Origin of the sequence: Streptomyces fulvoviolaceus (assembly GCF_000718165.1) — a bacterium.
Classification (GTDB): domain Bacteria; phylum Actinomycetota; class Actinomycetes; order Streptomycetales; family Streptomycetaceae; genus Streptomyces; species Streptomyces fulvoviolaceus.
The window spans coordinates 184,615-208,580 of record NZ_JOEY01000008.1; the positions used below are offsets into that span (position 1 = coordinate 184,615).

The window sequence follows — 23,966 nt, forward strand, 5'->3', positions numbered from 1 at the left end:
GCGTTCTCCTGCTGAGCGTTCGGTCAGGCGTTCTGGGCCGGTATGGGGTCGCTGACCTGCTCGGTCCGGTAGAGGCCCAACGCCTCCAGTACCGGGGTGTCGCTGACCGTGAACAGGTCCAGCGGCCCGTCCGCGAGCACGCGCTGGGAGGTCCACGACGGGACTGCGATCAGGTCGCCGGGGGCGACGTCGTGCCGGACGCCGTCCAGGACGACCACACCCGTGCCGTGGAACACCGCGATGAGGACGGAGCCCGTGTGCCGCTGTTCCGGGGCAGTGTGGCCGGGCAGGTACCGGTGCATCTCGCAGCGCAGGGTGGGCAGGACGTCCCGACCGTTGGTGGGATCCGCGAACCGGATGTGCGCATGCCCGGTGCGGGCGGCCTCGGAGCTCGGCTCGGTCAGCTGGCCGGCCAGGGTCCGGTCGGTGTCCGCCCAGCGGTAGCGCAGCAACGGAGAGTGCGCGGGGGCGGGAGCGGACGCTCCGCCGGGCAGCAGTCCCGGCCCGCCGCCGAACTGCCGCTCGGAGGCGGAGCGTTCGGCGGTCGCCCCCTGTGCGGTACGGCCGTCGCCCGGCTCGAAGAACACCGCGTCCAGTGCCTCGACCAGCGGCAGGTCCAGCGCGTCGAACCACGTCACCGGAGTGTCGCCGGGGTTGTGGTGCTCGTGCCAGGTCCAGCTCGGGGTCAGGATCAGATCCCCGGCGGCCATGTGCAGCGGGTCGCCGTCCACCAGCGTCCACACTCCCTCACCCTCGAGGACGAACCGCAGCGCGGCGGGCGTGTGCCGGTGGGCGGGGGCGGTCTCCCCGGCGCCGAGGTACTGCACGGCGCCCCACAGGGTGGCGGTGGCGTAGGGGGCTCCGTCAAGTCCGGGATTGCTCAGGGACAACACCCTGCGGTCCCCGCCCCGGTCGATCGGAACGAGTTCCCCCGCCCTCTCGCCCAGGTCACGCAGTTCCTTGCCGCTCCAGCGATACGGCACGGCCTTCACGGACGGGGTCGGAGTCAGCAGCCCGCTCAGCTCCCACAGCGGCTGGAGATCCTTGTGCGCGATGTCCTCGTACAGAGTGTCCAGGGCGGCGTCACCGGGTGCGTTGAAACGTCGTGTCGGCATGACGCTCTCCTTTCTCCTTGTGATGCAGGTCCGTTGATTCCCGGAAGGTGGTTCGTGCGGGTACCAAACGGAAAGCCGAGGTCGACGCCAGGCATGGCCGTGACCACGCCCAGCGCGTGCCCCGGGGCCCGGCGGGTGACCGCCGGGCCCCGGGGCATCGGTGATGCGGCGGCCGGTGCCCTTCAGTCCACCGTCCACGCGTCGGCGCCGGTCAGCAGACGTTCGAGATCGGCGGGCTCCGCCTCCTGCGCCTGGCGCACCTGCGCGCGGGTGGCGTCGTCATAGGTGAACCGGATCACCACCCGGTCGAGCCGGACTGCGTCGGCCGCGGACGACGAGGTATGAGAGCGCATATTGCCTACCCTGCGAGTTCGGGACCCGCGCAACCGGGGCGGCCCCCGCGTCAGTTCGCCCCCGTCTCCTTCGCGTCGTCGGGGTACAGCGGGGGGATCTGGTCGAAGAACTCTTTCGCCGGCATGCCGTTGATCGTCTCGATGAATGCCATCGACAGCAGGTCGCCCGCGATATCCGGAACGGGGTCCGGCGACCGGGACATGTCCGCACCGACTGCCTGAGCCAAATCGCTCATATCGCGGTCCAGATTCGGAGCGATGACCGAGTCCCAAATGAACGGCTGGAGCTTCTCGCCAACCGGGGTCCGCCAGTTCCCCTTCATCCAGAGGGTCACCGAAGAGGTCTTCGAGTCGATCTCCTCGATCTTCCACCCTTCGCTGTGCGGGAAGGTGTCGAACTCCCCGGGAGGGGTGCTTTCGCCCCAGGCGATTTCGTAGTCACCGTACTTGGTGATGCGGGCCAGTCGGGTGTGGTCCCAGCCCAGGATCCGATGCAGGATCGGCACAACCATTCCGGTCTTCGGGTTGGTCGCCTCCGTCTCGGTACAGTCGATCGAGACATGGAACTGATCGAGGGTCATCGCCCTTCGAATGTCAGTCATGTGCTCCCATACCTGATCCCTCGGCAGGTTCATTTCGACATGACGCACCATGTGCAACTGGCCCATGTTTCTTTTCCTTGCGGCTCGATGGTTGTTTTCCGGCACCAGGTGACCGTTCGTACAGCGCCTGGCAGCGTGGGTTGAGGGCCGTTCACACGGTGGCAGGCGCGGGCCAGTTGTACGCGGCCAGGTCGATGCCGGGGTGGACGGTGGCGCACTTCGGGCAGGTGCGGGCGGCTTCGTCCGAGGTGAAGCGGGCGCAGGCGGCCACGTACTGCTGCACGGGCGGAGTGTCGTTGTCGTGCTGCCACTCGTAGCGGTGCACTTCGGCATCGCAGGCCGCGCAGTACCAGGCCGCTCCGTGCCTGCCGGGATTGCGGCTGAGGTAGCGGAGGGTGACGCCTTCCTCGACGGGGACGATCCGATGGGGGGTGCCGGCGGGGACGTAGACGTGATCGCCGATCTCCATCCTGAACCGCAGAACGGAGCTGTCGCGCAGGTGCACGTACGCCGATCCCGACAGGGCGCTGAGCACGGTGTCCTTCTCGCACAGCAGATGGAACGGCTGCGGCAGCCGATTGCGCGACAGGTAGACCTGCGGGTCGGTGTCGGCGGGCAGCACGGCGGCGTCCTCGTAGTCGCCGAACTCGCCGGCGGAAGCAAGTGCGTTGATCATGCGGCGGCGCGTCATGACACCATCTCCTGCTTCTTCTCGCCCTGCGCCGCCTCCAACATCGCCAGGCGCGCGGCGTTGACTGCCGTTGTCTGCGTGACCACCCGCTCCCAGCCCCACGGCTCAGTGGGGAACAGGTCGTTGACGTGACCGCACGCCGCACAGGTGCGACCGGCCTCGGTGTTGCGGATCTCGGCGAACTCGGCCGATCCCAGGATGGTGGCGAACTGCCGCACCCGGGCATCGGCCGCCCCGTGACGCTCGGCGTCGTAACCTTCGAGTCCGTACGGGGTGGCGCCGTACTCGTGCCGGACGATCTCCGCCTTGCACTTCTTGCACCGGGCGATCATCGCCTCGTTCTGCTCGCCCTCCTCCCCCTGATGCTGAGTGATCGTCAGCACGGTGAAGGCATCGGGGTCCGTCTCGTCGTGGAGAAACGAGTTGACGCCGTGCAGGTTCTGATTGGCCATGATCGTCCCTGCGCCGATCACGGACCCCCGCGCACCGTAGGAAACGGTGACCTCGTCCGCCTCGTTCCAGTGGAAGAAGTGTCCGTACGCCTTTCCGGGGCCGCCGATCAGAGCGGCGGCGCAGGGCACGATGGCACCGGGATGGTCGTAGGGGAACAAGGGGATGAGCTGGGCTCCGCCCTGCGCCATCCGCTCGAACAGGTTGACCTTGAGGGGTTCGAAGTCGGGATCCGGGGGCGGGATCTCATGGGTTTCGTGGAGCCTTACCGACTCGTCGTTGAGCTGGCTCACCACATCTCCTCCTGACGAGGATGTCGCACGATGGGGAACAGTGGCCGTCATTGTGATACCAAACGAAGCCGTTGACAAGCGACGATCACTGAACCAAAAAAACGGCATCGGCCGCCCACATGGGCGGCCGATGCCGTTGAGCTGGGGAAATCCTCAGCCGATCTGCTTTTCGAGGTCATCGATCACCGGTCTGGCGACCTCCGCCGTCCTCGCGGCCCACGAGCCGCCCGCTCGCGACAGCGGAGCGGTGATCGCGATGGCCACGCGGGGCGAGCCTGTCCTCGGCCGCACGGCCAGGGCCACCGCACTCACGTCGACCTCGCTCTCGGCATTGTTGACCGCGTAACCCACCTTGCGGACCTCGGCCAGTTGCGCGCGCAGCTCCTCCAGGGTCGTGACGGTGTGCGCCGTCACGGCCTCCAGCCGGCCGGCGGGATAGAGGCCGGCGAGTTCGTCCTCGGGAAGGGCGGCGAGCAGCACCTTGCCGGACGCGGTGGCATGCGCGGGCAGGGTCCAGCCGATACGGCTGCCTGTACGCAGCATCTGGCGACTTTCGACGCTGTCCAGGAACAGCGCCTGCGAGCCGCGCAGGACGGCCAGGTGGACAGACTCGTTGGTGAGGTCGCGCAGGCGCATCAGCGTGATCTGCGCAGCCGAGCGGATGTCGATGCTCCGGAACACGGCCAGACCCAGGTCGACGAGCGCCGGCCCGGGGCGATAGCCGCGGGAAAGCTCGTCCTGTTCGACGTAACCGTGGTGAGCCAGCGTCGCCAGCATGCGATGAACCGTCGACCGGGACAGTTCCATCTCCCGTGCCACCTGGTTGACCCGCAGGATCTCGTGCTTCTGGAACAGGCTCAGCAGCCGCAGCACGTTGTCCACCGCACCGATCAGCCCCGGCGGACGCCGCGAACCGGCCGAAACTTCCTCATCGAGCCCGCTGGTCTCATCCACAAGGAGCACCGTAGCGCAGCAAAGTCCAGTCTTGCGGGGCGTCCCTTTCGGTACCAAACTGCGGGACAGTGTTCCGCATGACGACACATCGCTGGTACGAGGGAGTAACACGATGCCCCAGAACCTGAGCACTGGGACGGCCATGGGCGACACCCCCCGGCTGAGCCGCCCGGTCACCCTTCACTTCCGCGCGGACTGGGGGCAGGCGAACTTCCACCGGATCTGCGGCTGGCTGGCGCAGGAGATCGGCGACCGGGCACCGGAGGGCTCCCGTTTCGCCACCTGGAACGGCCGGGGCGGGTTCGACCAGATCGCCGCGCTGCGCGCCGAGGAGTGCGACATCACTGTGGTCACGCCGACGGCGGCGCTGAGCATGCTGCACCAGGCCGGCGAGCTGAAGGGCCTCGCCGCGCTGGGCGTCATACCCCAGCGGGACAAGCTGGTGGTCGCCGTGGACGCCGCGCTGCCGGTGTCCACAGTGGCCGACCTGGCCTCCGTGGACCGCCCCTTGACGATCGCCACCTCTCCGGACGACGGGGTCAACACGATCGGCTTCGCCGCTCACAAAGGGCTGCGCCTGGCCGGACTCGACGTGGACCGGTTCTCGTTCTTCTACCACGAACGGCCGTTCCCCCCGATCGCCCGGTTCGCGGCCGGCAAGGCCGACGTGCTCATCCACGAGGCGATCATGACCCCCCACTGGCAGAGCATCGACCGGACCCGGCCGGTGAAGTACCTGCCCTGGGGCGACACCGTGCTGGACGCGTTCGAGGCCGAGGGATGGGGCCGGGGCGTGGTGCCCGCCGGTTACCTTCCGGGCCTGGAGAACGACCTCACCACACTGGAGTTCTCCGACTTCGCGCTGCTGTGCCGCGAGGATCTGGCCGACGACATCGCCTATCTGACCACCTGGTGCATGATCCGCACCCGGCAGGCGCTGGAGGGACAGTACGCGCACATCCCCGCCGACCGCTCACCCGTCACCTACCCGCTCGTCCCGGCCGCCATGGCCCGCACCCCGCTGCCGCTGCATCCCGCAGCGGAGCGCGCCTACGCGGACGTGGGCGACCTCGCTCTCCCGGAAGACGACGACACGGTGATCTGGAAGCGCTGATCCATGTCCACCCCCGCTTCCACCATCCCGAAGGCCCTGCGGACCGAACTCCTCGTCGTCGGCGCCGGGCCCGCGGGGCTCTTCGCCTGCTTCTACGCGGGCATGCGGGGGCTCCGCGTCACCCTGCTCGACAGCCTGCCCCACCTCGGCGGGCAGGTCGCCGCCCTCTACCCGTACAAGGAGATCTACGACGTCGCGGGCTTCCCCGCGGTGACCGGCCGTGAACTCGTGGACCGACTGATCGAACAGGCGCGGCTGGCCGAACCCACCATCCTGCTGGACGAGGCGGCCGGCCCCCTGGAACACCATGACGAGGGCGTCACCGTCCGCACCGACAAGGGACGGCGCATCGAAGCGGGCGCCGTGCTGGTCACGGCGGGGATCGGTCGGTTCACACCGCGGCCGCTGCCCGCACTGACCGACTTCAGCGGCTCGGGAGTGCACCACCTCGTCGGTGCTCCCGAGGAGTACACGGACCGCGACGTGATCATCGTCGGGGGCGGGGACAGCGCCGTCGACTGGGCCAACACCCTGCACCCGCACGCCCGCAGGGTCACCCTGGTCCACCGCCGTACGCGGCTGCGGGCTCACGAGCACTCCGTGGCGCAGCTGACGGCGTCCGGCGTCAACGTCCTGACGGACAGTGAGATCGCTCAGGTCCACGGCACCGGCGGTATCGAGGCCGTGACTGTACGGGACTGCACGCGCCAGACGCTGACCCGTGTCGAGGCCGATGTCCTCATCCCCGCACTCGGGCACATCGCCTCGCTCGGCCCGTTGAAGACCTGGGGCCTTCGCCTGTCCGGCCAGCAGATCGAGGTGAGCACCGACATGGCCACCGGTCTGGACCGCGTCTGGGCCGCCGGTGACATCACCGCCTACCCCGGCAAGGTCCGGCTCATGGCGGTCGGGTTCGGTGAGGCCGCCACCGCGGTCAACAACATCGCGGTCCGGCTTCGCCCGGGTGAGGACCTCTTCCCCGGCCACTCCTCCGACCGGGCCCTCACCCCCCTTGACCATCAGGAGGTCGCGACATGGCGTACGTGATCAACGAGAAGTGCATCGACGAACTGGACGGCTCGTGTGTCGAGGTGTGCCCTGTGGACTGCATCTACGAGGGGGCGACCAAGCGCTACATCCACCCCACCGAATGCATCCGGTGCGGAGCGTGTCTCGCCGAGTGCCCGGTCAGTGCCATCCAGGCTCCGGAGGACATCACCGACCCCACCTGGGCCGAGGACAACAAGGCCTTCTTCGCACTGCCGTTGCCCGGGCGCGACGAAGCCCTCGGCAGCCCGGGCGGAGCCATGGGGACCGGGCCCGTCGGAGCGGACACGCCGCTCGTCGCAGGCGGGAACAAGGAGGTGTAGAACCATCATGCAGCACGTACCGATTCTGGTCATCGGAGGCGGAATCGGCGGAATGGCCGCAGGTCTCGCCCTGGCCCGCGCCGGCCTCCACGCTCACATCGTCGAGCAGGCCCCGCGCTTCGCGGAAATCGGCGCCGGCCTCCAACTGGCCCCCAACGCCCTGCGTGTCCTGAACGAGCTCGGCGTCCTCCCGCAGCTGGACAAGCACGCCGTCCGGCCCCGCAACCTGATCTTCATGCATGCCGACACCGGGCAGCACCTGACCACGGTCGATCTCGGTGCCCCGTTCAGGGCCCGGTACGGCCACGCCTACACCGTCATGCACCGCGGCGACCTGCTGGACGTGCTTCTTCAGGCATGCCTCGCCGACGACCGCGTCACCTTGGAGACCAGCCGCCAAGTGGTGGACGTACACGATCGGGTCGAGACGGCCGAGGTCACCTTCGCCGACGGCGAGGTCTACCGCACGGACGCGCTGATCGGCGCCGACGGTCTGTGGTCGCGCACCCGGCTGCTCGTCTCCGACGACCAGCCGGTCGCCGACCACTACGTCGCCTACCGCGGCGTCCTGCCGACGAACGAGATCACTGTCTCGGCCGGACCCGAGGACGAGATCATCTGGATCGGACCGGGCAAGCACCTGGTGCAGTACCCGATTCGTGGGGGCGAGCTCTACAACCAGGTCGCCGTCTTCCGCAGTCGGGCCTACAGCCCGGAGGTGGAGTTCGGCGACCAGTGGGGCAGCCCCACGGAGCTCGACGAGCGGTTCGCGTCGTCCTGCGACCAGGTGCGCGCCTCGGTCGAGCTCGTGAACCGGGAACGCCGCTGGGTGATGTACGACCGCGAGCCGCTCGACAACTGGACCTGCGGACGGATCACCCTCCTCGGCGACGCCGCGCACCCGATGGTGCAGTACCTGGCCCAAGGCGCCTGCCAGGCCATTGAGGACGCGGAGTGTCTGGCCCGCCAACTGACCGCACACCCGGGCGACATCCCCCGCGCGTTCGCCGCCTACCAGGCCGAGCGCATCCCGCGCACGTCACGCATCCAGCGGGTGGCCCGCGGCTGGGGGCAGGTCTGGCATGCCGACGACGCCGTGGTGCCCGCGCTGCGGGACCGGGTCTTCAGCCGCCGCCCCTCCGACGACTACACGGACCTGGACTGGCTGTACCAGCCGGTCGCGAGCTGACCTGGAGACTCTGTGAAAGAGGAGATCGAAGAGACCGTCGCTGCCAGCCGGGCGCTTGCCGCGGCGGGGCTCAGCGACATGGTCTGGGGCCACGCGTCCCTCCGCGACAGCGACGGCTGCGGCGTCTGGATGAAGGCCGCGGGTTGGGGCTTCGAGGAGATCGACGCCGACCGTGTCGTGCTCGTCGACCGCGGCGGCAACGTCGCTCACGGTCAGGGCAAACGTCATATCGAGTACCCGATCCACACCGAGATCATGGAACTGCGCCCCGACGTGGGCTGCGTCGTGCACACGCATGCCCCGGCTCTGGCCGCCTTCGCCTCCCTGGATGCCCCGCTGAGGGCCATCTCCCACGACGCCACGCCCTTCACCGATCCCCAACTCCCCCGCTTCACCGACACCGGCGCCCTGATCGCCACGCAGGAGCTGGGCCAGGCGCTCGCCCGTACCCTCGGCGACGCCAACGGCTGCCTCATGCCCCAGCACGGTGCGGTCACCGTCGGTCCGGACGCGGCCACCGCCGTCATGTACGCCGTACTCCTTGAACGCGCCTGCCGCACCCAGCTGATGGCCGCGGCCGCCGGCGGCCCCCACGTGTGGTCGAGCCCGGAGGAGACGGAGTTCAAGCGCAACCAGGTCTGGAACCCCGCCCAGCGCGACGCCGGATGGCACTACCTGCGGCGCGTCGCCGAAGGGATCACACCGTGACCGCCTCACCCCCCACCGAGCGCACGACCGCCGAAGAGCAGCTGTACAAGGACTTCGACGCACACGGCCTCATCCCGCTGTGGACAGCTCGCGAAAACCTGATGCCGATGCGGCCGGCCCCGGAAGCACGGCCGCACGTGTGGCAGTGGGACGACCTGTACTCGCCGGCCGCCCGCGCCGGGGAGCTGATACCCGTCGGCCGCGGCGGAGAGCGCCGCGCCATCGCCATATCCGATCCCGGCCTGCCGGGACTCCCCTACGCCACACCCACCTTGTGGGCCGCGATCCAGTACCTGGGCCCGGGAGAGACCGTCCCCGCCCACCGCCACCGCCGGAACGTCTTCCGCTTCGTCCTGGAGGGTAAGGGCATGTGGACCGTGGTCGACGGCGACCCGGTGGCCATGCGCCGGGGTGACCTGCTGTCGACTCCCGGCCGGCGATTCCACGGCCACCACAACCCGCACCCTCGGCCGATGGCCTGGCTCGACGGCCTCGACATTCCCTTCGTCGCCGGCACCGACACGGGCTTCTTCGAGTTCGCCGACGACGGTGTCACCGACCGCTCCACGCCCAGCCGCTCCCGCTCCGAACGGCTGTGGGCACACCCGGGGCCGCGGCCCGTGTCCACCGTCGACCAGGACGCCCCCAACTCACCTCTGAGCGCCTACCGTTGGGAGCACGCCGACGCCCGAGGGGCACACCGGCGCCGTCGCCCCCGGTCACGCCGCGATCCGCTTCTCCAATCCGACCACCGGCGCGGACGTACTGACCACGCTGCGCACCGAGATGCACCGCGTCACCGCCGGCCACCGAACGGCGGCCGTCTGCGAGACAGGCTCCAGCGTCCGGGAGGTCTTCGACGGCACCGGCACCATCCATCTCGACGGAGTACGTACGCCGTTGCGCCGCGGCAACCTGATCGCCGTGCCCTCCTGGTGCGAGGTCAGCGTGGAGGCCGAAACCGGCCTCGACCTGTTCCGGTTCTCCGACGCTCCGGTCTTCGAACAGCTCAACCTCGCCCGTAAGGAGTACTCATGAGGCTCGCCACCATCCGCACGCGGGGCACCACTGCCGCCGTCCGCGTCGATGCCGACGAGGCCATCGAAACCGGAGATCCGGACGTCGGCGCCCTGCTCGCGCGCCGCAACTGGCGCGAGCGCGCCGCACACGCCATAGGTCCTCGGCACCGCACGGCCGACCTGGAGTACGCGCCGGTCGTCCCCCGCCCGCAGAAGATCTTCTGCGTCGGACTCAACTACCGTTCCCACATCACCGAGATGGGGCGGGACCTTCCACAGCACCCCACCCTCTTCGCCAAGTTCCCCGCCGTCCTCATCGGCGCCCACGACGACCTGGTCCTCCCCGACGCCTCCGACAAGGTCGACTGGGAAGGCGAACTGGCCGTGGTCATCGGGGCCCGCGCCCGCAACGTGACCCCTGAGGAAGCAGCCGCCCACATCGCCGGCTACTCCGTCCTCAACGACGTCACCGCCCGCGACTGGCAGAACCGCACCCGGGAGTGGTTGCAGGGCAAGAACTTCGAAGCCACCACACCCTTCGGCCCGCACCTGGTCACCAGCGACGAAGCCGACATCACCGCCCGCACCCTGACGACGCTCGTCGACGCGGAGACCGTCCAGCAGGCCGGCATCGACGACCTCGTCTTCGACCCCGCGGCGCTGGTGGCCTACGTCTCCACGTTCATCACCATGGAACCCGGCGATGTCATCGCCACAGGAACCCCCGGGGGCGTCGGACACGCGCGCACCCCTGCCCGTTACCTCGCCGACGGCAACGTACTGACCACCCGCATCGAAGGCATCGGAGAGTGCCGCAACCACTGCGTCACGGAGAAGCCCCGTGAAGCCTGAGGCGCTTCCGCGCACCCAACTGTTGTCGTGGCTCACCCAGGGAACCGACCTGCTGCGGATCCACCTCGCCAAACTCACCGACGAGCGGATCACCGCGCCCACGGTTCTGGACGGATGGACTGTCGGCCACCTCCTCACTCACCTGGCCCGCAATGCCGACGCCCTGAGCAACCTGGCCCACTGGGCGGCCACCGGCATCGAGACACCCATGTATCCCGGCGGCCCCGACCAGCGCCTCGCAGACATCGAAACCGGGGCGGCACGCCCTCCGACCCAGATCATCGACGACGTCCTGGCCGGCGCCGACCGGCTCCAGAGCCGACTCGACGCCCTGACCCCGGAAGCGTGGACCGTTCAGGTGCGCACCGCGCAGGGACGCACAGTGACAGCCGCCCTCATCCCCTGGCTGCGTGTCCGGGAAGTGTGGCTGCACCTGATCGATCTGGGTGTGGGCGTCACCGTCGACGACTTCCCCGACAACCTCGTCGACGCCCTTCTGCCCGACGCTTTCGCGACGCTGGCAACCCGTCCCGGCTGCCCCGCACTCGTTCTGCGCCCGCAACCGCACGGCACGCCTCTCACCAGCGACGGAAGAGGACAGAGAGCAATCGAGGTGTATGGCCGGCCGGCCGATCTGCTGGTCTGGATCACCGGCCGCGGCTACGGACAACTCCTCACCGACAACTGCAGCCTGCCCGACCTTCCCGCCTGGCTGTGACACCTCTCCTTCTGGGAGCGCGACATGAACCTCACCCACTTCGGACACGCCTGCGTACTCGCCGAGTTGGACACGGACGGCCGTACCGTACGCATGCTCTTCGATCCCGGCGCCTATTCAGCAGGCTTCGAGGGCCTGCGGGACCTCGACGCAATCCTGTTCACCCACGAGCACCCCGATCACCTCGACACCGACCGGCTCGGACCACTGGTCAAGGCCAACCCCGCAGCCACGGTCATCGCGGACCCGGGCACCGCCGACCGACTGCGGGACTGCGGAGTCGAGCACGAGGTAGTCCGCCCCGGTGACACCCTGACCGTCAACGAAATCCCCGTCCGGGTCCTGGGCGGGGAGCACGCCGTCATTCATCCCCAATTGCCGCACCCTCCCAACAACGCCTACTTGGTCGGCGACGCGCTGTTCCACCCCGGCGACGCCTTCACCGCCCCCGGCCAGGCGATCGACGTCCTGCTCGTCCCCGCGGCCGGGCCCTGGATGAAGATCAGCGAAGGTGTCGACTACCTCCGCCAGGTGGCGCCACGCGTCGCCGTGCCCATCCACCAGGCCGGCCTCGCCGACGTGCACCGCAATCTGCACCACCAGCTGCTGACCAACCTCGCCCCGCCCGAGACGCGGGTGGAGATTCTGGACACGGGCACGACCCGCGCCCTGTGATCTCCACTGCACCCGAGCCAGGAGCAACCTGCCTTCACCTGGATCGAGGGAAGGTCGCCCTGCCCAGCCTCACCATCGCCGCCACGGCCCACGCCGGACGGGACGTCTTTGGGAGCCCCCAGTGATACGACGCCGCACACTTCTGCTGCTCGGGCTCGGTACGACCGTGGCCCTGCCGACGACCGCTCCAGCCGTGGCGTCGGTCGACGACGGCCGCTCGGGCATCACTGCTGTCAAGGTGACCCGCAGGGATTCGCTGGGCATGTTCGGCGGCACTCCGTACGAACGGCTGGCCGGGACCCTTTCCGGGACGGTGGCAAAGGACGAGCCCGTGGCGGGCATCGACATCGTGACCGGTGACGACGGAGTCTTCGCCTACACCTCCGGCTTCGAGCTGATCCGCCCGATCGGGCAAGACGCCCGCGGCGAGGTCGTGGTGGAGGCGGAAAACCGTGGAAATCCGCTGATGCTCCGCGACTTCAACGGTTTCGACGTGCCAGGGGGCGCGCCGCAGGATGTGTCGTACTCACCCGGTCTTGGCAACGGCTTCCTGTTCGAGGGAGGGCGTTCCTATGCGCGCGTGCAGTGGCAGACCGGCTTCTCGCCGGGCGTCCCGGAAGCCGCTCAGGGCGTCGGCCAGGTCATCGTCCGTGACTTCGGCCGGCTCCTGCGCGACGGCCGCCTCGGCGATGCGGACTCGCCACTCGGCTCCTACCGGCACCGGCTGCTCGTCGGGCTGAGCCAGGCCGCCTGGTTCGTCACCAGCTTCGTCGCCGAAGGGTTCAACGAGGCGCGCGGCCAAGTCTTTCAGGGCGCATACGCCCAGGACGGCGTGGGCAACCAACTGGCCGTCAACGCCGTCGCCGCCGCCGACGGCGAACCGCAGACGGCCTATGTCAGGCCCGACGGGATCCCCCTCACCCCGCGGCAGGTACTGCGGCGGCCGAAGAGCGACCCCGTGTTCGTGGATGTGGCCGCGTACACCGACTACTACCGGCTTCGGGCGAGCGTCTCCCGGCAGGAGGACGCGACGAACGGCTACCACCGCTACGACTGGCCCGCCGCACACAGGCCGACGCTGACGAAGGCCCAGGCGGATTCCGCGTTCGCCCAAGGGTGCAACGACGGCGAGGTCATCCCGCTCAACGCGATCGACAACCGGCCCTACGCGCGGGCTCTGCTCGTCGCGCTGGAGCGCGGGCTCGGAATCGGCGGGCCGCCGGCGCCGATGCCGCGCGAGCGACTGTTCACCGCCGGGGCGAAGCCCGCCGACCCGGCGCTCCTCAACGGCCTGCCCGGCCGCGAGGTTTCGGTCCCTCAGGTCGACACGGATGGCTTCCCTCTCGGCGGAGTGCGCTTCCCCGCGGCCGCCCTGCCGCTCGGCTCACCGGTGCCGCCGGCGCTGACGCCGGTGTCCACCGCGAGCATCACGGCCACCTGCGGCAACTCCGGCGGATGGCATCCCTTCACGGCCGACGAACTACTCGAACGCTACGGCTCACTCGACCACTACCTCGCCGCCTACGACACCCTGGCCGCCAGGCTGGTGACACAACGGTTGCTCCTCGACTCCGACCGGCAGCCGCTGCTCGACCAGGCGGCCGCGGAGTGGTCGAAGGCTCCAGCGCAGTCCTGACGCAGCCCGCAGACCATCGCCCGGGTCACAGGGTGACGGTCACGCCGTGTATCTCGATCGGCTCGGCCGTAGTACCGCGGTACCACCCCCACGCGCCGGTTCAGCCCGCGGTACCACAAGATCGGCAGGGCCCGGAGCCTAGCTTTGCGGTGAGGGCACCAGGACCGTCCGGTGCCGGAAGCCGAGGACGCAACACCATGATCGAGGCACAGCAGCTGACCAAGCGGTACGGAGAGAAGACGGCCGTCGACGGGCTGGACTTCGTCGTACAGCCGGGCACCGTGACCGGCTTTCTGGGGCCCAACGGCGCCGGCAAGTCCACGACCATGCGCATGATCGTCGGGCTGGACGCCCCGACGAGCGGCTCCGTGACGGTGGGCGGCCGCGCCTATGCCCGGCACCGGGCGCCTCTGCAGGAAGTGGGCGCGCTGCTGGAGGCCAGGTCCATCCACCCGGGACGCTCGGCGTTCCAGCACCTCAACGCGCTCGCGCTCACCCACGGGATACCGCGCAGCCGGGTGGACGAGGTCATCGACCTCGCGGGCCTGACCAGCGTGGCGAAGAAGCGGGCCGGGGCGTTCTCGCTCGGGATGGGCCAGCGGCTCGGCATCGCAGCGGCGCTGCTGGGCGATCCGCAGACGGTGATGCTGGACGAGCCGGTGAACGGGCTGGACCCCGAGGGCGTGCTCTGGATCCGAAACCTGCTGACGGGGCTCGCGGCGGAGGGGCGCACGGTGTTCGTGTCGTCGCACCTGATGAGCGAGATGGCGCTGGTGGCGGACCACCTGATCATCGTGGGCCGCGGGCGGCTGCTGGCGGACACCACCGTGCAGGATCTGACCCGCGAGGCGGGCGGCGACTCGGTGAACGTGGCGACGCAGGAGCCGGCGCGGTTGCGCGAGGTGCTGGCGGGACCGGACGTCGACATCACAGGTCGGCCCGGCTCCGAGGAACTGCAGGTGCGTGGAGTGAGCGCCCGTGAGATCGGGCTCAAGGCGGCGGAGCACGGGATCGCGCTGTTCGAGCTGAGCCAGAACACGGTGTCGCTGGAGCAGGCGTTCATGGATCTCACCAGGGATGCCGTGGAGTACCACGGTTCCACCACCGGCATCGAGACCCCCGGGAGCGCGGCATGAGCACCCTCACCCTGACGACCGAGACCCCCGAAACCGCCCCCGCACCGAGGCCCGCCTACCGGGTGACCGGTCTCCGCGTGCTGCGCTCGGAGTGGGCCAAGCTGTGGTCGCTGCGCTCGACGTGGATCACGCTGGGCCTGGGCCTGCTGTTCCTGGTGGCGGTCGGCGTGATCGCCGCGACGCAGTACGCATCGCAGTTCGACTCCGGAAAGCCCGTGGACGGCGACTTCACCAGCTCGACGGCCGTGAGCCTGGCCCTGTTCGGTACGACCTTCGCGCAGCTGGCGCTCGGTGTGCTGGGCGTGCTGGGCACGGCCGGGGAGTACTCGACCGGCATGATCCGCTCCACGCTGGCCGCGGTGCCGCGCCGACTGCCCGTGCTGTGGTCCAAGGCGGCCGTGTTCGGGCTGGTCGCGCTGGCAGTCGGGATGCTCGGCGCGTTCGGCACCTTCCTGTTCGCCAGCGGCATCGTGGACGGTACGGACGCGGCCGTGGGCCTCACGGACGCAGGTGTCGTACGCAGCCTGCTGGGCGCCGGGCTCTACCTCGGCCTCGTCGGGGTGATCGGCGCGGCGCTGGGGGCACTGCTGCGATCCGTGGCGGGCGGAATCTCCGTGCTGGTGGCCGCCCTGATGCTGATTCCGGGTCTGATGTCGCTGCTGCCGAATTCCTGGGAGGAGAACATCAGCCCGTACCTGCCCGGCAGCGCGGGCGAGGCGATGTTCTCCATGACGCACGACTCCACGACCTTGTCGCCGACGGCCGGGTTGCTGGTCTTCCTCGGCTGGACGCTGCTCGCGCTGGCCGGTGCGGCGTATCGACTGGTACGCAGGGACGTCTGATGGCCCGCACCATGGACAGGTGACACCCATGACCACCGACGACATTCACGGGATGGGCCCGTTCCTCACCCGCCTGGGCCAATACGCCCAGCGGGTGAGGCAGACCGACAGGGCGCACCCATGGGTGATGGATGTCGCGGTGGTCGTGCTGGTCTTCGCGCTGTTCTGCCTGCCGGACCTGATGGACGGTGGGGCCTTCGACGAGGACGTCCCCCGCGAGCTGCGTGACTCCCTCACCCAGCTGCCCGTGGCGGGGATGCTCGCGCTGCAGGTGGGGCTCGTGCTGCCGCTGCTGTGGCGGCGCCGGAAGCCCTTGCCGGCCTTCGGCGCCGTCGTGACGGTCTTCGTACTCCAGTGGGCCCTGGGAGTGGCGCTCCGCGCGGACGTCGCCCTGCTCGTGGCCCTGTTCAGCCTGGCCCTGCACGGGCGGCTTCGGCAGCTGCCCTGGGCCGGCGGGGCCGTGCTGGGTGCGATGGTGCTGGTCGCGGTGCGGGTGTCGGCAGCCGTCTCGGCCTGGGTCGCACTGTTCTTCCTCCTCAGCGCCGCTACCGCCGCCCTGGCGCTCGGTCTGGCGGTACGGATCCGCCGGGCCCAGGTCGCCGGGTTGCGGGAGCGTGCGGCGCGACTGGAGATCGAACGCGATCAGCGCAGCAGGCTGGCGGTCGCCACCGAGCGGGCCAGGGTGGCCCGCGAGATGCACGACATCGTCGGCCACAACCTGTCCGTCATGATCACGCTGGCCGACGCCGGAGCATACGCCACCGACGTCACCCCCCACCGGAGCAAGGAAGCGCTTCTGCTCATCGGCAGCACCGGGCGTCAGGCACTGGGCGAGCTACGGCGTGTGCTCGGCCTGCTGCGCGATGCCACCGAGGGGCACGCGCACGAGCCCGAGCTCAGCCCGCAGCCCGGCATCACGGACATCGACGCACTGTGTGCCGGCGTGCGCGCCGCCGGACTGGAAGTCGTCTACCGGACCGGCGGGAACCTGAGCGCCCTGGACGACGGCGTGCAGCTGACGGTCCACCGCATCGTGCAGGAGGCCCTGACCAACACCCTCAAGCACGCCGGTGCCGACGCCCGGGTCCACCTCACCATCATCGTGGAGGGCACGCGGCTGAACGTCAGCATCCAGGACACCGGCACGGGCCGCCGTACGGCACAGCCCTCGAACGAGGAAGGACACGGTCTGGTGGGCATGCGTGAACGCGTGGCTCTCTACGGTGGGAGCCTGAGCGCAGGACCCGCCCCTGGCGGAGGATGGGCGGTGGAGGCCACTCTCGACCTCACCCCCCGAGGCGGCGCGTCATGACCACGGTGCTCATCGTCGACGACCAGGACCTCCAGCGCTTCGGCTTTCGCGTCCTGCTGGAGTCCGTGCCCGAGACCGAGGTGGTCGGCGAGGCCGCGCACGGGGCCGAGGCCGTGCGCAAGGCCGCCGAGCTGCGGCCTGACGTCGTTCTCATGGACATCCGCATGCCGGGCATGGACGGCATCGAAGCCACCCGCCGCATCGTCGCCGCCGGCGGCCGCTCCCGTGTCCTCGTCCTGACCACCTTCGACCTGGACGAATACGCCCACGCCGCCCTCCGCGCAGGCGCCAGCGGCTTCCTCCTCAAGGACGCCCGCCCCGAGGAACTGCTCGCCGGCATCCGTGCCGTAGCCGCCGGCGACGCCGTCGTCGCCCCCGCTCTCACCCGCCGCCTCCTGGACGAATACGCCCATCACTTGCCCGGTCGCCCCAAGGACCCCGCCGAGGACCCGCGGCTGACCTCCCTCACCAACCGCGAGCGCGAGATCCTCGTCGCCATCGGCAAGGGCTGGACCAACGGCGAGATCGCCGCCCGCCTCGTCCTGTCCGAGTCCACGGTCAAGACCCACGTCGGCCGGGTGCTCGCCAAGATCGGAGCCCGCGACCGCATCCAGGCCGTGATCCTCTCCTACGACCTCGGACTCGCCCGGCCCCAAGCCGACTGAGTGGGCAGGGGGCGGCAGTGAGGCTGGGCCGACTGGTGGATACCCGGATGGCTCGACAGGCCACCATCCCGATTGCCTGTGACCGTGTGCAACGCCCGCCCCGTCTTCGCCACCCCTGCCCGCTTCCCCGAGGCCGACGACATCGTGGCCGACTGGCCACACCGTTATCTACGGCGCACCGCGACCGACGTGCGCACGGTCCTGTGCGTGCTCACCCACGACGCCAAGTTCGACATCCCCCTGCTGACCGAGGCGTTGTGCTTGTCGGTCGCTTACGTCGACGCGATGGGATCGCGCCGCACCCACGCCGACCGCGACCGGAGGCTACGGGAAGCCGGCCTGACGCACGGCGAGTTGGCCCGGCTGAGGTCGCCGATCGGCCTCGACCGCGGTGCCCGTACGCCCGAGGAAATCGCCCTGTCCATCGCGAGAGAGATCGTCGCAGCCCGGCGGGGCGGTACGGGTGTCCCACTGACCGGCGCAGAGACACCGATCCACCGTGACGGAGGAGAGCGAGACGCCGTGGTGGCTGCATGAAAAGGCGGGGACACACCCCGGCGGGGGTAAGCGCAGCCACCAAGCGATTCCATCCACCTCCCCGCTTGGTGCGCGTGCTCGATCTGAAGACATACAGCGAGCTTCCGCCGACACCGCCAGGACGGGTCCGGAGAGGGGATGTACTGGCCACAGCCCATCGGCAGCCGGGTCGCGCGCGGCTGAAACCGGGCTCCTGAATGCCATGCCGCGCCGCGATCAACAAATCAAGGCGACCCGCTGACCTAGCCCGTCACGTCCATGCAACGACCCGCGAACTCCACCGAAGTCGACCGGCGATCAGCCATCGCGCGTGACCGGCGCCTGCCACAGGGCGACAATGGCGTCGATGAGGCCGTTCGCCGCATCCCGCCAACTGGCCCGGGAAGTCGGCATGTTGTCCACGAGGGCGCGCTCACGCTCGGCGGTCATCTGCGTGATCAAGTGACGAGTCATGGCGGCGCGTTCGGCGTGCACCTCGGCCGACAGGTCGGGCAGGCAACGGTCCATACCGGCCTGCAACTCTCGCATCGACGATGAGGCGGCCGCGAACTCCTCGGTCGCGACCGCGCGCAGCGCCGGGTCTCCAGTGACCTGGGCGATGAACCGGGCGTACCAGCTGGGGGTACCCAGAGCCTCCAGATGATCGGTGACCGGGCGAACCGCGCAGGCCACCCAGTCGCGCAGGTCGGTGGAGTCACCGATGTCGGCCAACATGCGCAGACGGACGACCTCTATTCCCTCGGCGTGCTTGCGCACGATCGCGCGCACCAGGTCGATCTTGGTGCCGAAGTGATAGCTGACCGCGGCGTTGTTGCCCTGTCCGGCGGCCTCGCTGATCTGACGGTTGGCGATCGCATGCACCCCGTGTTCGGCGAAGAGCCGTTCCGCCGCGTCCAGGAGCGCCTCCCGCGTCGCGCTGACCTGCGCGTCCCGCCTCGCCCTGCCGGTCATCATCACCACCACTTCGGGACATCACACCGGTCCACGAGGCCCGTCCCCCAGGCCACCGCAGCCCCTCGACCAGGTCGGTGAGGCCAAACGACGAAAGCGTACGCAACAGCCCGGCCGGTTCAGGCCACCCTCTCCACGCGGCGTTCCCGCTGGATTCAGACAGCCCGACTTGAACGCATCCATCCGTCCGAGTACATTTTAAATCAACCCGTTGCTTTAATTCTACCGGGGCACCCCATCTGCCTGCTCAGACGGAGACCAACCATGTCCGACGTACACACCTCACCCGGCGACACCACCGGCTCCGCCCCGCCGAACCCGAACGCCATCGTGGCGGTGCTGGCCTTCGCCGGGATCGTGGTCTCGCTGATGCAGACCCTCGTCATCCCGATCGTGCCGAAACTCCCCGAGTACCTGAACGCCTCAGCGGCGGACACCGCCTGGGCCGTCACCGCGACCCTGCTCGCCGCCGCCGTCGCCACCCCCATCGCAGGCCGTCTCGGCGACATGTATGGCAAGCGCCGCATGCTCCTGCTCGGCCTGGGCACACTGGCGATCGGCTCGGCCACCGTCGCACTCAGCGACTCCCTCACCCCGGTGATCATCGGACGCGTCCTGCAGGGCCTGTCGGCCGGCGTCATCCCCCTCGGCATCAGCATCATGCGCGACGAGCTGCCCGCCGAAAAGCTCGGCACCTCCACCGCCCTGATGAGCGCCTCCCTCGGCATCGGCGCCGCCCTCGGCCTGCCCATCGCCGCCTTCGTCGCCGACAACTTCGACTGGCACAGCCTGTTCTGGGCCTCGGCCGCCCTCGGCGCCGCCGCCCTCGTGCTCGTCCTGATGCTCGTGCCCGAATCCAAAGTGCGCACCGGCGGTCGCTTCGACCTGCTCGGCGGTATCGGCCTGGCGGCCGGCCTGGTCTGCCTGCTGCTGGGAATCTCGAAGGGCGGCGACTGGGGCTGGGGCAGCGGCACCACCCTCGGTCTGTTCGCCGCCTCCGTCGTGATCCTCGTCGCCTGGGGATTCTTCGAACTGCGCACCACCCAGCCGCTGGTCGACCTGCGCGTCACCGCCAAGCCCCAGGTCCTGTTCACCAACCTCGCCGGCCTGGCGTTCGGCTTCTCCCTGTTCGCGGTCCAGCTGATCATCCCGCAGATCCTGCAGCTGCCCGAGCAGACCGGCTACGGCCTGGGCAAGGATCTCCTCACCGTGGGCCTGGTCCTGGCGCCCCAGGGCATCGTGGTCATGATCGCGGCCCCGCTGTCCGCCGTCATCTCCAAGGCCAAGGGCCCCAGGGTCGCACTCATGATCGGCGCCGTCGTCACCGCCGCCGGCTACGCCCTGAACATCGTCATGATGAGCGAGATCTGGGAACTGGTCCTGGTCTCCTGCGTCATCGGCGCCGGCATCGGCCTCGCCTACGGCGCCCTGCCCATGCTCATCATGGGCGCCGTACCGACCTCCGAAACGGCTGCCGCCAACGCCTTCAACACCCTGATGCGGTCGATCGGCACCTCCTTCGCCAGCGCCGCCTCCGGCGTCATCCTCGCCCAGATGACCACTGACTTCGCCGGCCACGCCCTGCCCTCGGAGAACTCCTTCAAGGTGATCATGGCCATCGGCTGCAGCGCCGCCCTCGTGGCCCTGCTCCTGGCCTCGTTCCTCCCCCGGCACCGCGCGGGCGCCACGGCGCACGAGGCTCCCGCCGAACTGGCCGCCGATCCCGCCGCCCAGAAGGCGTAGGCATCCCTCGTCCTGCCGGCTCCGTTCACCGACGCAGGCAGTCAACCGTCCCCGTACCAGTGAACCCCCCACCATCAGCAAGGAGAACGAACATGGCCACCTACGTCCTCGTACCCGGCGGCGCCCACGGCGGCTGGTGCTACCAGCCCGTCGCACGGATCCTGCGGCAGGCCGGACACGACGTCTACACCCCGACCCTCACCGGCGTCGGCGAGCGGGCCCACCTGCTGCGCCCCGACATCGACCTCGGCTTCCACATCAACGACGTCGTCCAGCTCCTCCACTACGAAGACCTGCGCGACGTGATCATCGCGGGCCACAGCTACGGCGGCATGGTCATCACCGGCGTCGCCGACCGCGCCACCGACCGCATCGGCCACATCGTCTATCTCGACGCCGCCACCCCCGTCAACGGCGAGTCCCTCGCCGACATCTCCGCCACGCTGGCGGCCGCCGCCCGCGACGGGTCCCGCGTCGTCGACGGCATCGAGCTGACGCTCTTCCCCGGGGACGAGCCGATGCCGCACTACGGGGTGACCGACCCGGACACCATCGCCTGGATGGACGGCAAGGTGACCCCGCACCCGGTCAAGTGCTTCACCCAGCCCCTGCAGCTCCACAACGAGGCGGCTCTGTGGGAGATCCCCCAGACCCACATTCCCTGCACCAGCACCAGGCCCCACCGCGACCCGGCCCGGTGGGAGAAGGCACTCGCGGCCGACCGCGTCTGGGACATCGACACCGGCCATGACCTGATGCTCAGCGAACCCAAGGCCGTCGCCGAACTCCTCCTGCGCGTACCGACCGCCTGACCCACGCCACGCCTTTCCCGGGGCCGGGCACCTTCCGGCCCCGGGAAGCCCTCAAGAACCGGAGCCAAGGATGGCAGTCGATGATCTCGCGACGAACCCGCCGTACCGGTCAGGTGGTGTGCAGTCAGTTTGCCGCGGCGGAGGCCGTTCGGGCCACCGTGATCGGAGCCGAAGGGGAATCGACCGGCTGAAGAGTGCAGGTCAGGAGCGAGTAGCGCCTCTCTTCAACATCTATCGAAGAAGGAACCGCAACGTCCTACAGTCAGCCGTACCTCGTGTCGACCGCCCACGCCTACGTTGCTGATGCAGGGGAGCAACCCCTGAGCCGGTTCAGCAGGTGGTGCCGGCCACCGACCGGCCGGGTGTCGGTGGGCACCCCGACAAGGAGCTGAAGACTCGATGATCCGTATTGGCGTCATCATCCTCCCCGAGCAGGACTGGGACACCGACCGGAAACGATGGGAACGCGCCGAGTCCTACGGATTCGATCATGCGTGGACCTACGACCACCTGGCCTGGCGGACCCTGGCCGACGGGCCGTGGCACGCGACCGTACCCACGCTGGTCGCGGCCGCACTCGCCACCAGCCGGATCCGCCTGGGCACCCTGGTCACCACGCCGAACTTCCGGCACCCGGTTCCGCTGGCCAAGGACCTGATGACCCTGGACGTGATGTCCCACGGGCGGGTCAACATTGCGCTCGGTGCGGGTGCCCCGGGGTACGACGCGGCCGTGCTCGGGGGCGAGGAACTGTCACCCGCGGGCCGCCACGCACGGTTCGTCGAGTTCCGTGACCTGCTCGACCGGCTGCTCTCCGAGCCGGTGACGAACTGGTCCGGGGACTGGTACTCCGCGGTGGACGCGCGCATGATCCCCGGCCCCGCGCAGCGGCCCCGCCCGCCGTTCCTCATCGCCGCCGACGGTCCGCGTGGCATGCGGCTCGCCGCGTCCACAGCCCGTCGGCCCGGTGACGGTTGGGTGACCATGGGGACCAGAGAGCGCGGGCTCGACGAGGCCGCCTGGTGGAAGGACGTGGCCCGTACGGCCGGCCGGATGGACGCGGCGCTGGAGGGCGCCTGGCCGCACGTACGGATGCTGAACATGGAGTCCGGCACCGCCTCCCTGTCCTCGGTCGACCACCTGCGCGACCGGCTCGGCCGGGCCGCCGAGTTGGGCTTCACCGACGTCACCATCGCCTGGCCGCGCAAGGACCAGCCCTTCCGCGGGGACGAGGCACTGCTGGACGCCGTCGCCGCCGAACTTCCGGCGCTGCGGCGGATTGGTGGCTGAGGGCATCTCCTCCCCCCCAGTCAGCAGGCGTGTAGAGCCTGGTCTGCAGTGCGCGGCGGTGCCGTCCTGGTCGAGAGCGCCGATTTCGCTCAGCGCCAGGGGCGTCTGCTGCAGGCCAAGCGACGGATCGCGGAGGCCGACGGCCTCACCGCGATGACCAACGGTCTCGCGACGTTCCAGATCTCCATCAGAAGCGGTGCGGAGTGCGGGCGTATCTGACGCGCGGCGAGGCGGAACAGACCAACGCGAGCCTCGCCGGATCGCTCGCCGTGAACGCCGTGTCGGGATTCGTCTTCGCTCGTGGCGTCATGTTCACCACGTCGGTGGATCCGGCGATCAGGCCGGGCCGCCCTTGGGTGATGACCAGCGGGGTGGCGTCCGGCTCCGGGGAGCGGACGTGGGCGGAGTGTACGGTCGCCCCGTCGATCGTGGTCGTGAACTGCGGCCATGCGTTCAGGCGGGCCTCGGCCGCACGGCCAGTCGTACTCGTGTCGCCAGCGCCGCGCGAGCTCCCGCAGATACCCCTGGGGGAACTCCGTCCGACCACTCCACGCCCCACAGTTCGTCCGGACGCGGGTTCGGGGCTACCAGGTCACCGGCATCTCGTAGAGGCCGTAGACCTGCCCGTCGGACTTGAACGGCAGCTCCTCGACGAGCTCGGCCGGACGCAGGCGCGGCACCCGGCGGAACAGCGTGTCGAACACGATGCGCAACTCGAGCCGAGCCAGATTCTGACCCAGGCACTGGTGGGCGCCGCATCCAGAGCCCAGGTGGTTGCGGGCACCGCGGCCGCCGGCGATGTCGAACTCGTCCGGGGCGTCGAAGGCCGCGGGGTCGCGGTTGGCGGTGTTCGACAACGCCGGCACACCCTCGCCCGCGCGTATGGTCACGCGCCGGCGATCTCGACGGCCTCCTTCGCGACCCGTGCGATCGCGTCCT

25 protein-coding genes and 3 pseudogenes are annotated in these 23,966 nt (G+C 69.6%); 19 read left to right on the forward strand and 9 right to left on the reverse strand.

The window, feature by feature from the left end:
- Positions 1–23: 23 nt before the first annotated feature.
- The 6 genes from IG08_RS0110890 to IG08_RS0110915 form a co-directional block, all read right to left on the reverse strand.
- Positions 24–1,115, reverse strand: coding sequence for a cupin domain-containing protein (locus IG08_RS0110890; RefSeq protein WP_043453913.1), 1,092 nt, complete (start codon positions 1,113–1,115; stop codon positions 24–26).
- A 182-nt stretch (positions 1,116–1,297) separates the two neighbouring features.
- Complete coding sequence (locus IG08_RS60040) at positions 1,298–1,468, reverse strand: hypothetical protein (protein WP_158812209.1); 171 nt, start codon at positions 1,466–1,468, stop codon at positions 1,298–1,300.
- 50 nt (positions 1,469–1,518) lie between these two features.
- On the reverse strand, positions 1,519–2,136 hold the full coding sequence (locus IG08_RS0110900; protein ID WP_030599439.1) for an SRPBCC family protein: 618 nt from the start codon (positions 2,134–2,136) through the stop codon (positions 1,519–1,521).
- An 85-nt stretch (positions 2,137–2,221) separates the two neighbouring features.
- The gene (locus tag IG08_RS0110905; RefSeq protein ID WP_030599441.1) at positions 2,222–2,761 is read right to left on the reverse strand and encodes a cupin domain-containing protein; all 540 of its coding nucleotides are present in this window, start codon (positions 2,759–2,761) and stop codon (positions 2,222–2,224) included.
- Entirely contained in the window at positions 2,758–3,504 is a 747-nt protein-coding gene (locus IG08_RS0110910) for a hypothetical protein (RefSeq protein ID WP_030599443.1), read from the reverse strand. The genes IG08_RS0110905 and IG08_RS0110910 overlap by 4 nt, the downstream gene beginning before the upstream one ends.
- 153 nt (positions 3,505–3,657) lie before the next feature.
- On the reverse strand, positions 3,658–4,458 hold the full coding sequence (locus IG08_RS0110915; protein WP_052424602.1) for an IclR family transcriptional regulator: 801 nt from the start codon (positions 4,456–4,458) through the stop codon (positions 3,658–3,660).
- A gap of 112 nt (positions 4,459–4,570) precedes the next feature.
- Between IG08_RS0110915 and IG08_RS0110920 the strand changes: the two genes are divergently transcribed.
- From IG08_RS0110920 to IG08_RS0110990, 15 genes and pseudogenes are all read left to right on the forward strand, one after another.
- A complete protein-coding gene (locus IG08_RS0110920) occupies positions 4,571–5,572 on the forward strand; it encodes a TAXI family TRAP transporter solute-binding subunit (protein ID WP_078655541.1) in 1,002 nt (333 codons plus the stop codon).
- Between the two features lie 3 nt (positions 5,573–5,575).
- The gene (locus tag IG08_RS0110925) at positions 5,576–6,619 is read left to right on the forward strand and encodes an NAD(P)/FAD-dependent oxidoreductase (RefSeq protein WP_106980909.1); all 1,044 of its coding nucleotides are present in this window, start codon (positions 5,576–5,578) and stop codon (positions 6,617–6,619) included.
- Positions 6,607–6,942 carry an indolepyruvate ferredoxin oxidoreductase subunit alpha gene (locus IG08_RS0110930; RefSeq protein WP_030599452.1) on the forward strand — a complete coding sequence of 112 codons (336 nt, stop codon included), beginning with the start codon at positions 6,607–6,609 and terminating at the stop codon, positions 6,940–6,942. The genes IG08_RS0110925 and IG08_RS0110930 overlap by 13 nt, the downstream gene beginning before the upstream one ends.
- A gap of 7 nt (positions 6,943–6,949) precedes the next feature.
- A complete protein-coding gene (locus IG08_RS0110935; RefSeq protein WP_030599453.1) occupies positions 6,950–8,131 on the forward strand; it encodes an FAD-dependent monooxygenase in 1,182 nt (393 codons plus the stop codon).
- Between the two features lie 12 nt (positions 8,132–8,143).
- A complete protein-coding gene (locus tag IG08_RS0110940; protein WP_043453916.1) occupies positions 8,144–8,839 on the forward strand; it encodes a class II aldolase/adducin family protein in 696 nt (231 codons plus the stop codon).
- A pseudogene (locus IG08_RS62785) lies at positions 8,797–9,877 on the forward strand (cupin domain-containing protein). The gene IG08_RS0110940 and the pseudogene IG08_RS62785 overlap by 43 nt, the downstream one beginning before the upstream one ends.
- Positions 9,874–10,710, forward strand: a complete 837-nt coding sequence (locus IG08_RS0110950; RefSeq protein ID WP_030599457.1) for a fumarylacetoacetate hydrolase family protein — start codon at positions 9,874–9,876, stop codon at positions 10,708–10,710. Before IG08_RS62785 ends, IG08_RS0110950 begins: the two are co-directional and overlap by 4 nt.
- Positions 10,700–11,428, forward strand: a complete 729-nt coding sequence (locus tag IG08_RS0110955; RefSeq protein WP_052424604.1) for a maleylpyruvate isomerase family mycothiol-dependent enzyme — start codon at positions 10,700–10,702, stop codon at positions 11,426–11,428. Before IG08_RS0110950 ends, IG08_RS0110955 begins: the two co-directional genes overlap by 11 nt.
- A 24-nt stretch (positions 11,429–11,452) precedes the next feature.
- Positions 11,453–12,103 carry an MBL fold metallo-hydrolase gene (locus IG08_RS0110960; RefSeq protein ID WP_030599463.1) on the forward strand — a complete coding sequence of 217 codons (651 nt, stop codon included), beginning with the start codon at positions 11,453–11,455 and terminating at the stop codon, positions 12,101–12,103.
- A gap of 121 nt (positions 12,104–12,224) precedes the next feature.
- Positions 12,225–13,739 carry an alpha/beta hydrolase domain-containing protein gene (locus tag IG08_RS0110965; RefSeq protein WP_030599466.1) on the forward strand — a complete coding sequence of 505 codons (1,515 nt, stop codon included), beginning with the start codon at positions 12,225–12,227 and terminating at the stop codon, positions 13,737–13,739.
- 197 nt (positions 13,740–13,936) lie between these two features.
- A complete protein-coding gene (locus IG08_RS0110970; RefSeq protein ID WP_030599468.1) occupies positions 13,937–14,875 on the forward strand; it encodes an ABC transporter ATP-binding protein in 939 nt (312 codons plus the stop codon).
- The gene (locus IG08_RS0110975; protein ID WP_030599471.1) at positions 14,872–15,717 is read left to right on the forward strand and encodes an ABC transporter permease; all 846 of its coding nucleotides are present in this window, start codon (positions 14,872–14,874) and stop codon (positions 15,715–15,717) included. Before IG08_RS0110970 ends, IG08_RS0110975 begins: the two co-directional genes overlap by 4 nt.
- A 28-nt stretch (positions 15,718–15,745) precedes the next feature.
- Positions 15,746–17,029: a sensor histidine kinase gene (locus tag IG08_RS0110980; RefSeq protein ID WP_030599473.1), complete on the forward strand. Its 1,284-nt coding sequence runs from the start codon at positions 15,746–15,748 to the stop codon at positions 17,027–17,029.
- Complete coding sequence (locus IG08_RS0110985) at positions 17,026–17,694, forward strand: response regulator (protein WP_030599475.1); 669 nt, start codon at positions 17,026–17,028, stop codon at positions 17,692–17,694. The genes IG08_RS0110980 and IG08_RS0110985 overlap by 4 nt, the downstream gene beginning before the upstream one ends.
- Before the next feature lie 78 nt (positions 17,695–17,772).
- A pseudogene (locus tag IG08_RS0110990) lies at positions 17,773–18,231 on the forward strand (XdhC family protein); the annotation flags it as partial.
- 297 nt (positions 18,232–18,528) lie between these two features.
- Here IG08_RS0110990 and IG08_RS0110995 read toward each other — a convergent pair.
- Positions 18,529–19,182: a TetR/AcrR family transcriptional regulator gene (locus IG08_RS0110995; RefSeq protein WP_030599480.1), complete on the reverse strand. Its 654-nt coding sequence runs from the start codon at positions 19,180–19,182 to the stop codon at positions 18,529–18,531.
- Positions 19,183–19,446: 264 nt separating this feature from the next.
- On the opposite strand from IG08_RS0110995, the gene IG08_RS0111000 reads away from it, so the two are divergent.
- The 4 genes from IG08_RS0111000 (at position 19,447) to IG08_RS60045 (ending at position 23,246) form a co-directional block, all read left to right on the forward strand.
- A complete protein-coding gene (locus IG08_RS0111000) occupies positions 19,447–20,925 on the forward strand; it encodes an MFS transporter (RefSeq protein WP_030599482.1) in 1,479 nt (492 codons plus the stop codon).
- A gap of 92 nt (positions 20,926–21,017) precedes the next feature.
- Positions 21,018–21,737 (forward strand): alpha/beta fold hydrolase, encoded by a 720-nt coding sequence (locus tag IG08_RS0111005; RefSeq protein WP_030599484.1) that lies wholly within the window; start codon positions 21,018–21,020, stop codon positions 21,735–21,737.
- 399 nt (positions 21,738–22,136) lie between these two features.
- The gene (locus tag IG08_RS0111010; protein ID WP_030599488.1) at positions 22,137–23,027 is read left to right on the forward strand and encodes an LLM class flavin-dependent oxidoreductase; all 891 of its coding nucleotides are present in this window, start codon (positions 22,137–22,139) and stop codon (positions 23,025–23,027) included.
- A gap of 48 nt (positions 23,028–23,075) precedes the next feature.
- Complete coding sequence (locus tag IG08_RS60045; RefSeq protein WP_158812210.1) at positions 23,076–23,246, forward strand: hypothetical protein; 171 nt, start codon at positions 23,076–23,078, stop codon at positions 23,244–23,246.
- Positions 23,247–23,298: 52 nt separating this feature from the next.
- On the opposite strand, the pseudogene IG08_RS58920 reads toward IG08_RS60045, so the two are convergent.
- Together IG08_RS58920 and IG08_RS62725 are read right to left on the reverse strand one after the other, a co-directional pair.
- Positions 23,299–23,618: pseudogene (locus IG08_RS58920) on the reverse strand (epoxide hydrolase N-terminal domain-containing protein); the annotation flags it as partial.
- The gene (locus IG08_RS62725; RefSeq protein ID WP_030599491.1) at positions 23,612–23,917 is read right to left on the reverse strand and encodes a cytochrome P450; all 306 of its coding nucleotides are present in this window, start codon (positions 23,915–23,917) and stop codon (positions 23,612–23,614) included. The gene IG08_RS62725 and the pseudogene IG08_RS58920, both read right to left, overlap by 7 nt.
- Between the last annotated feature and the right edge of the window lie 49 nt (positions 23,918–23,966).

Bases quoted from the DNA above. Each gene is read 5' to 3' on its own strand.
- IG08_RS0110890 (WP_043453913.1), bottom strand. From the start codon at position 1,115: ATGCCGACACGACGTTTCAACGCACCCGGTGACGCCGCCCTGGACACT.
- IG08_RS60040 (WP_158812209.1), bottom strand. From the start codon at position 1,468: ATGCGCTCTCATACCTCGTCGTCCGCGGCCGACGCAGTCCGGCTCGAC.
- IG08_RS0110900 (WP_030599439.1), bottom strand. From the start codon at position 2,136: ATGGGCCAGTTGCACATGGTGCGTCATGTCGAAATGAACCTGCCGAGG.
- IG08_RS0110905 (WP_030599441.1), bottom strand. From the start codon at position 2,761: ATGACGCGCCGCCGCATGATCAACGCACTTGCTTCCGCCGGCGAGTTC.
- IG08_RS0110920 (WP_078655541.1), top strand. From the start codon at position 4,571: ATGCCCCAGAACCTGAGCACTGGGACGGCCATGGGCGACACCCCCCGG.
- IG08_RS0110925 (WP_106980909.1), top strand. From the start codon at position 5,576: ATGTCCACCCCCGCTTCCACCATCCCGAAGGCCCTGCGGACCGAACTC.
- IG08_RS0110930 (WP_030599452.1), top strand. From the start codon at position 6,607: ATGGCGTACGTGATCAACGAGAAGTGCATCGACGAACTGGACGGCTCG.
- IG08_RS0110935 (WP_030599453.1), top strand. From the start codon at position 6,950: ATGCAGCACGTACCGATTCTGGTCATCGGAGGCGGAATCGGCGGAATG.
- IG08_RS0110950 (WP_030599457.1), top strand. From the start codon at position 9,874: ATGAGGCTCGCCACCATCCGCACGCGGGGCACCACTGCCGCCGTCCGC.
- IG08_RS0110960 (WP_030599463.1), top strand. From the start codon at position 11,453: ATGAACCTCACCCACTTCGGACACGCCTGCGTACTCGCCGAGTTGGAC.
- IG08_RS0110970 (WP_030599468.1), top strand. From the start codon at position 13,937: ATGATCGAGGCACAGCAGCTGACCAAGCGGTACGGAGAGAAGACGGCC.
- IG08_RS0110975 (WP_030599471.1), top strand. From the start codon at position 14,872: ATGAGCACCCTCACCCTGACGACCGAGACCCCCGAAACCGCCCCCGCA.
- IG08_RS0110980 (WP_030599473.1), top strand. From the start codon at position 15,746: ATGACCACCGACGACATTCACGGGATGGGCCCGTTCCTCACCCGCCTG.
- IG08_RS0110985 (WP_030599475.1), top strand. From the start codon at position 17,026: ATGACCACGGTGCTCATCGTCGACGACCAGGACCTCCAGCGCTTCGGC.
- IG08_RS0110995 (WP_030599480.1), bottom strand. From the start codon at position 19,182: ATGACCGGCAGGGCGAGGCGGGACGCGCAGGTCAGCGCGACGCGGGAG.
- IG08_RS0111000 (WP_030599482.1), top strand. From the start codon at position 19,447: ATGTCCGACGTACACACCTCACCCGGCGACACCACCGGCTCCGCCCCG.
- IG08_RS0111005 (WP_030599484.1), top strand. From the start codon at position 21,018: ATGGCCACCTACGTCCTCGTACCCGGCGGCGCCCACGGCGGCTGGTGC.
- IG08_RS0111010 (WP_030599488.1), top strand. From the start codon at position 22,137: ATGATCCGTATTGGCGTCATCATCCTCCCCGAGCAGGACTGGGACACC.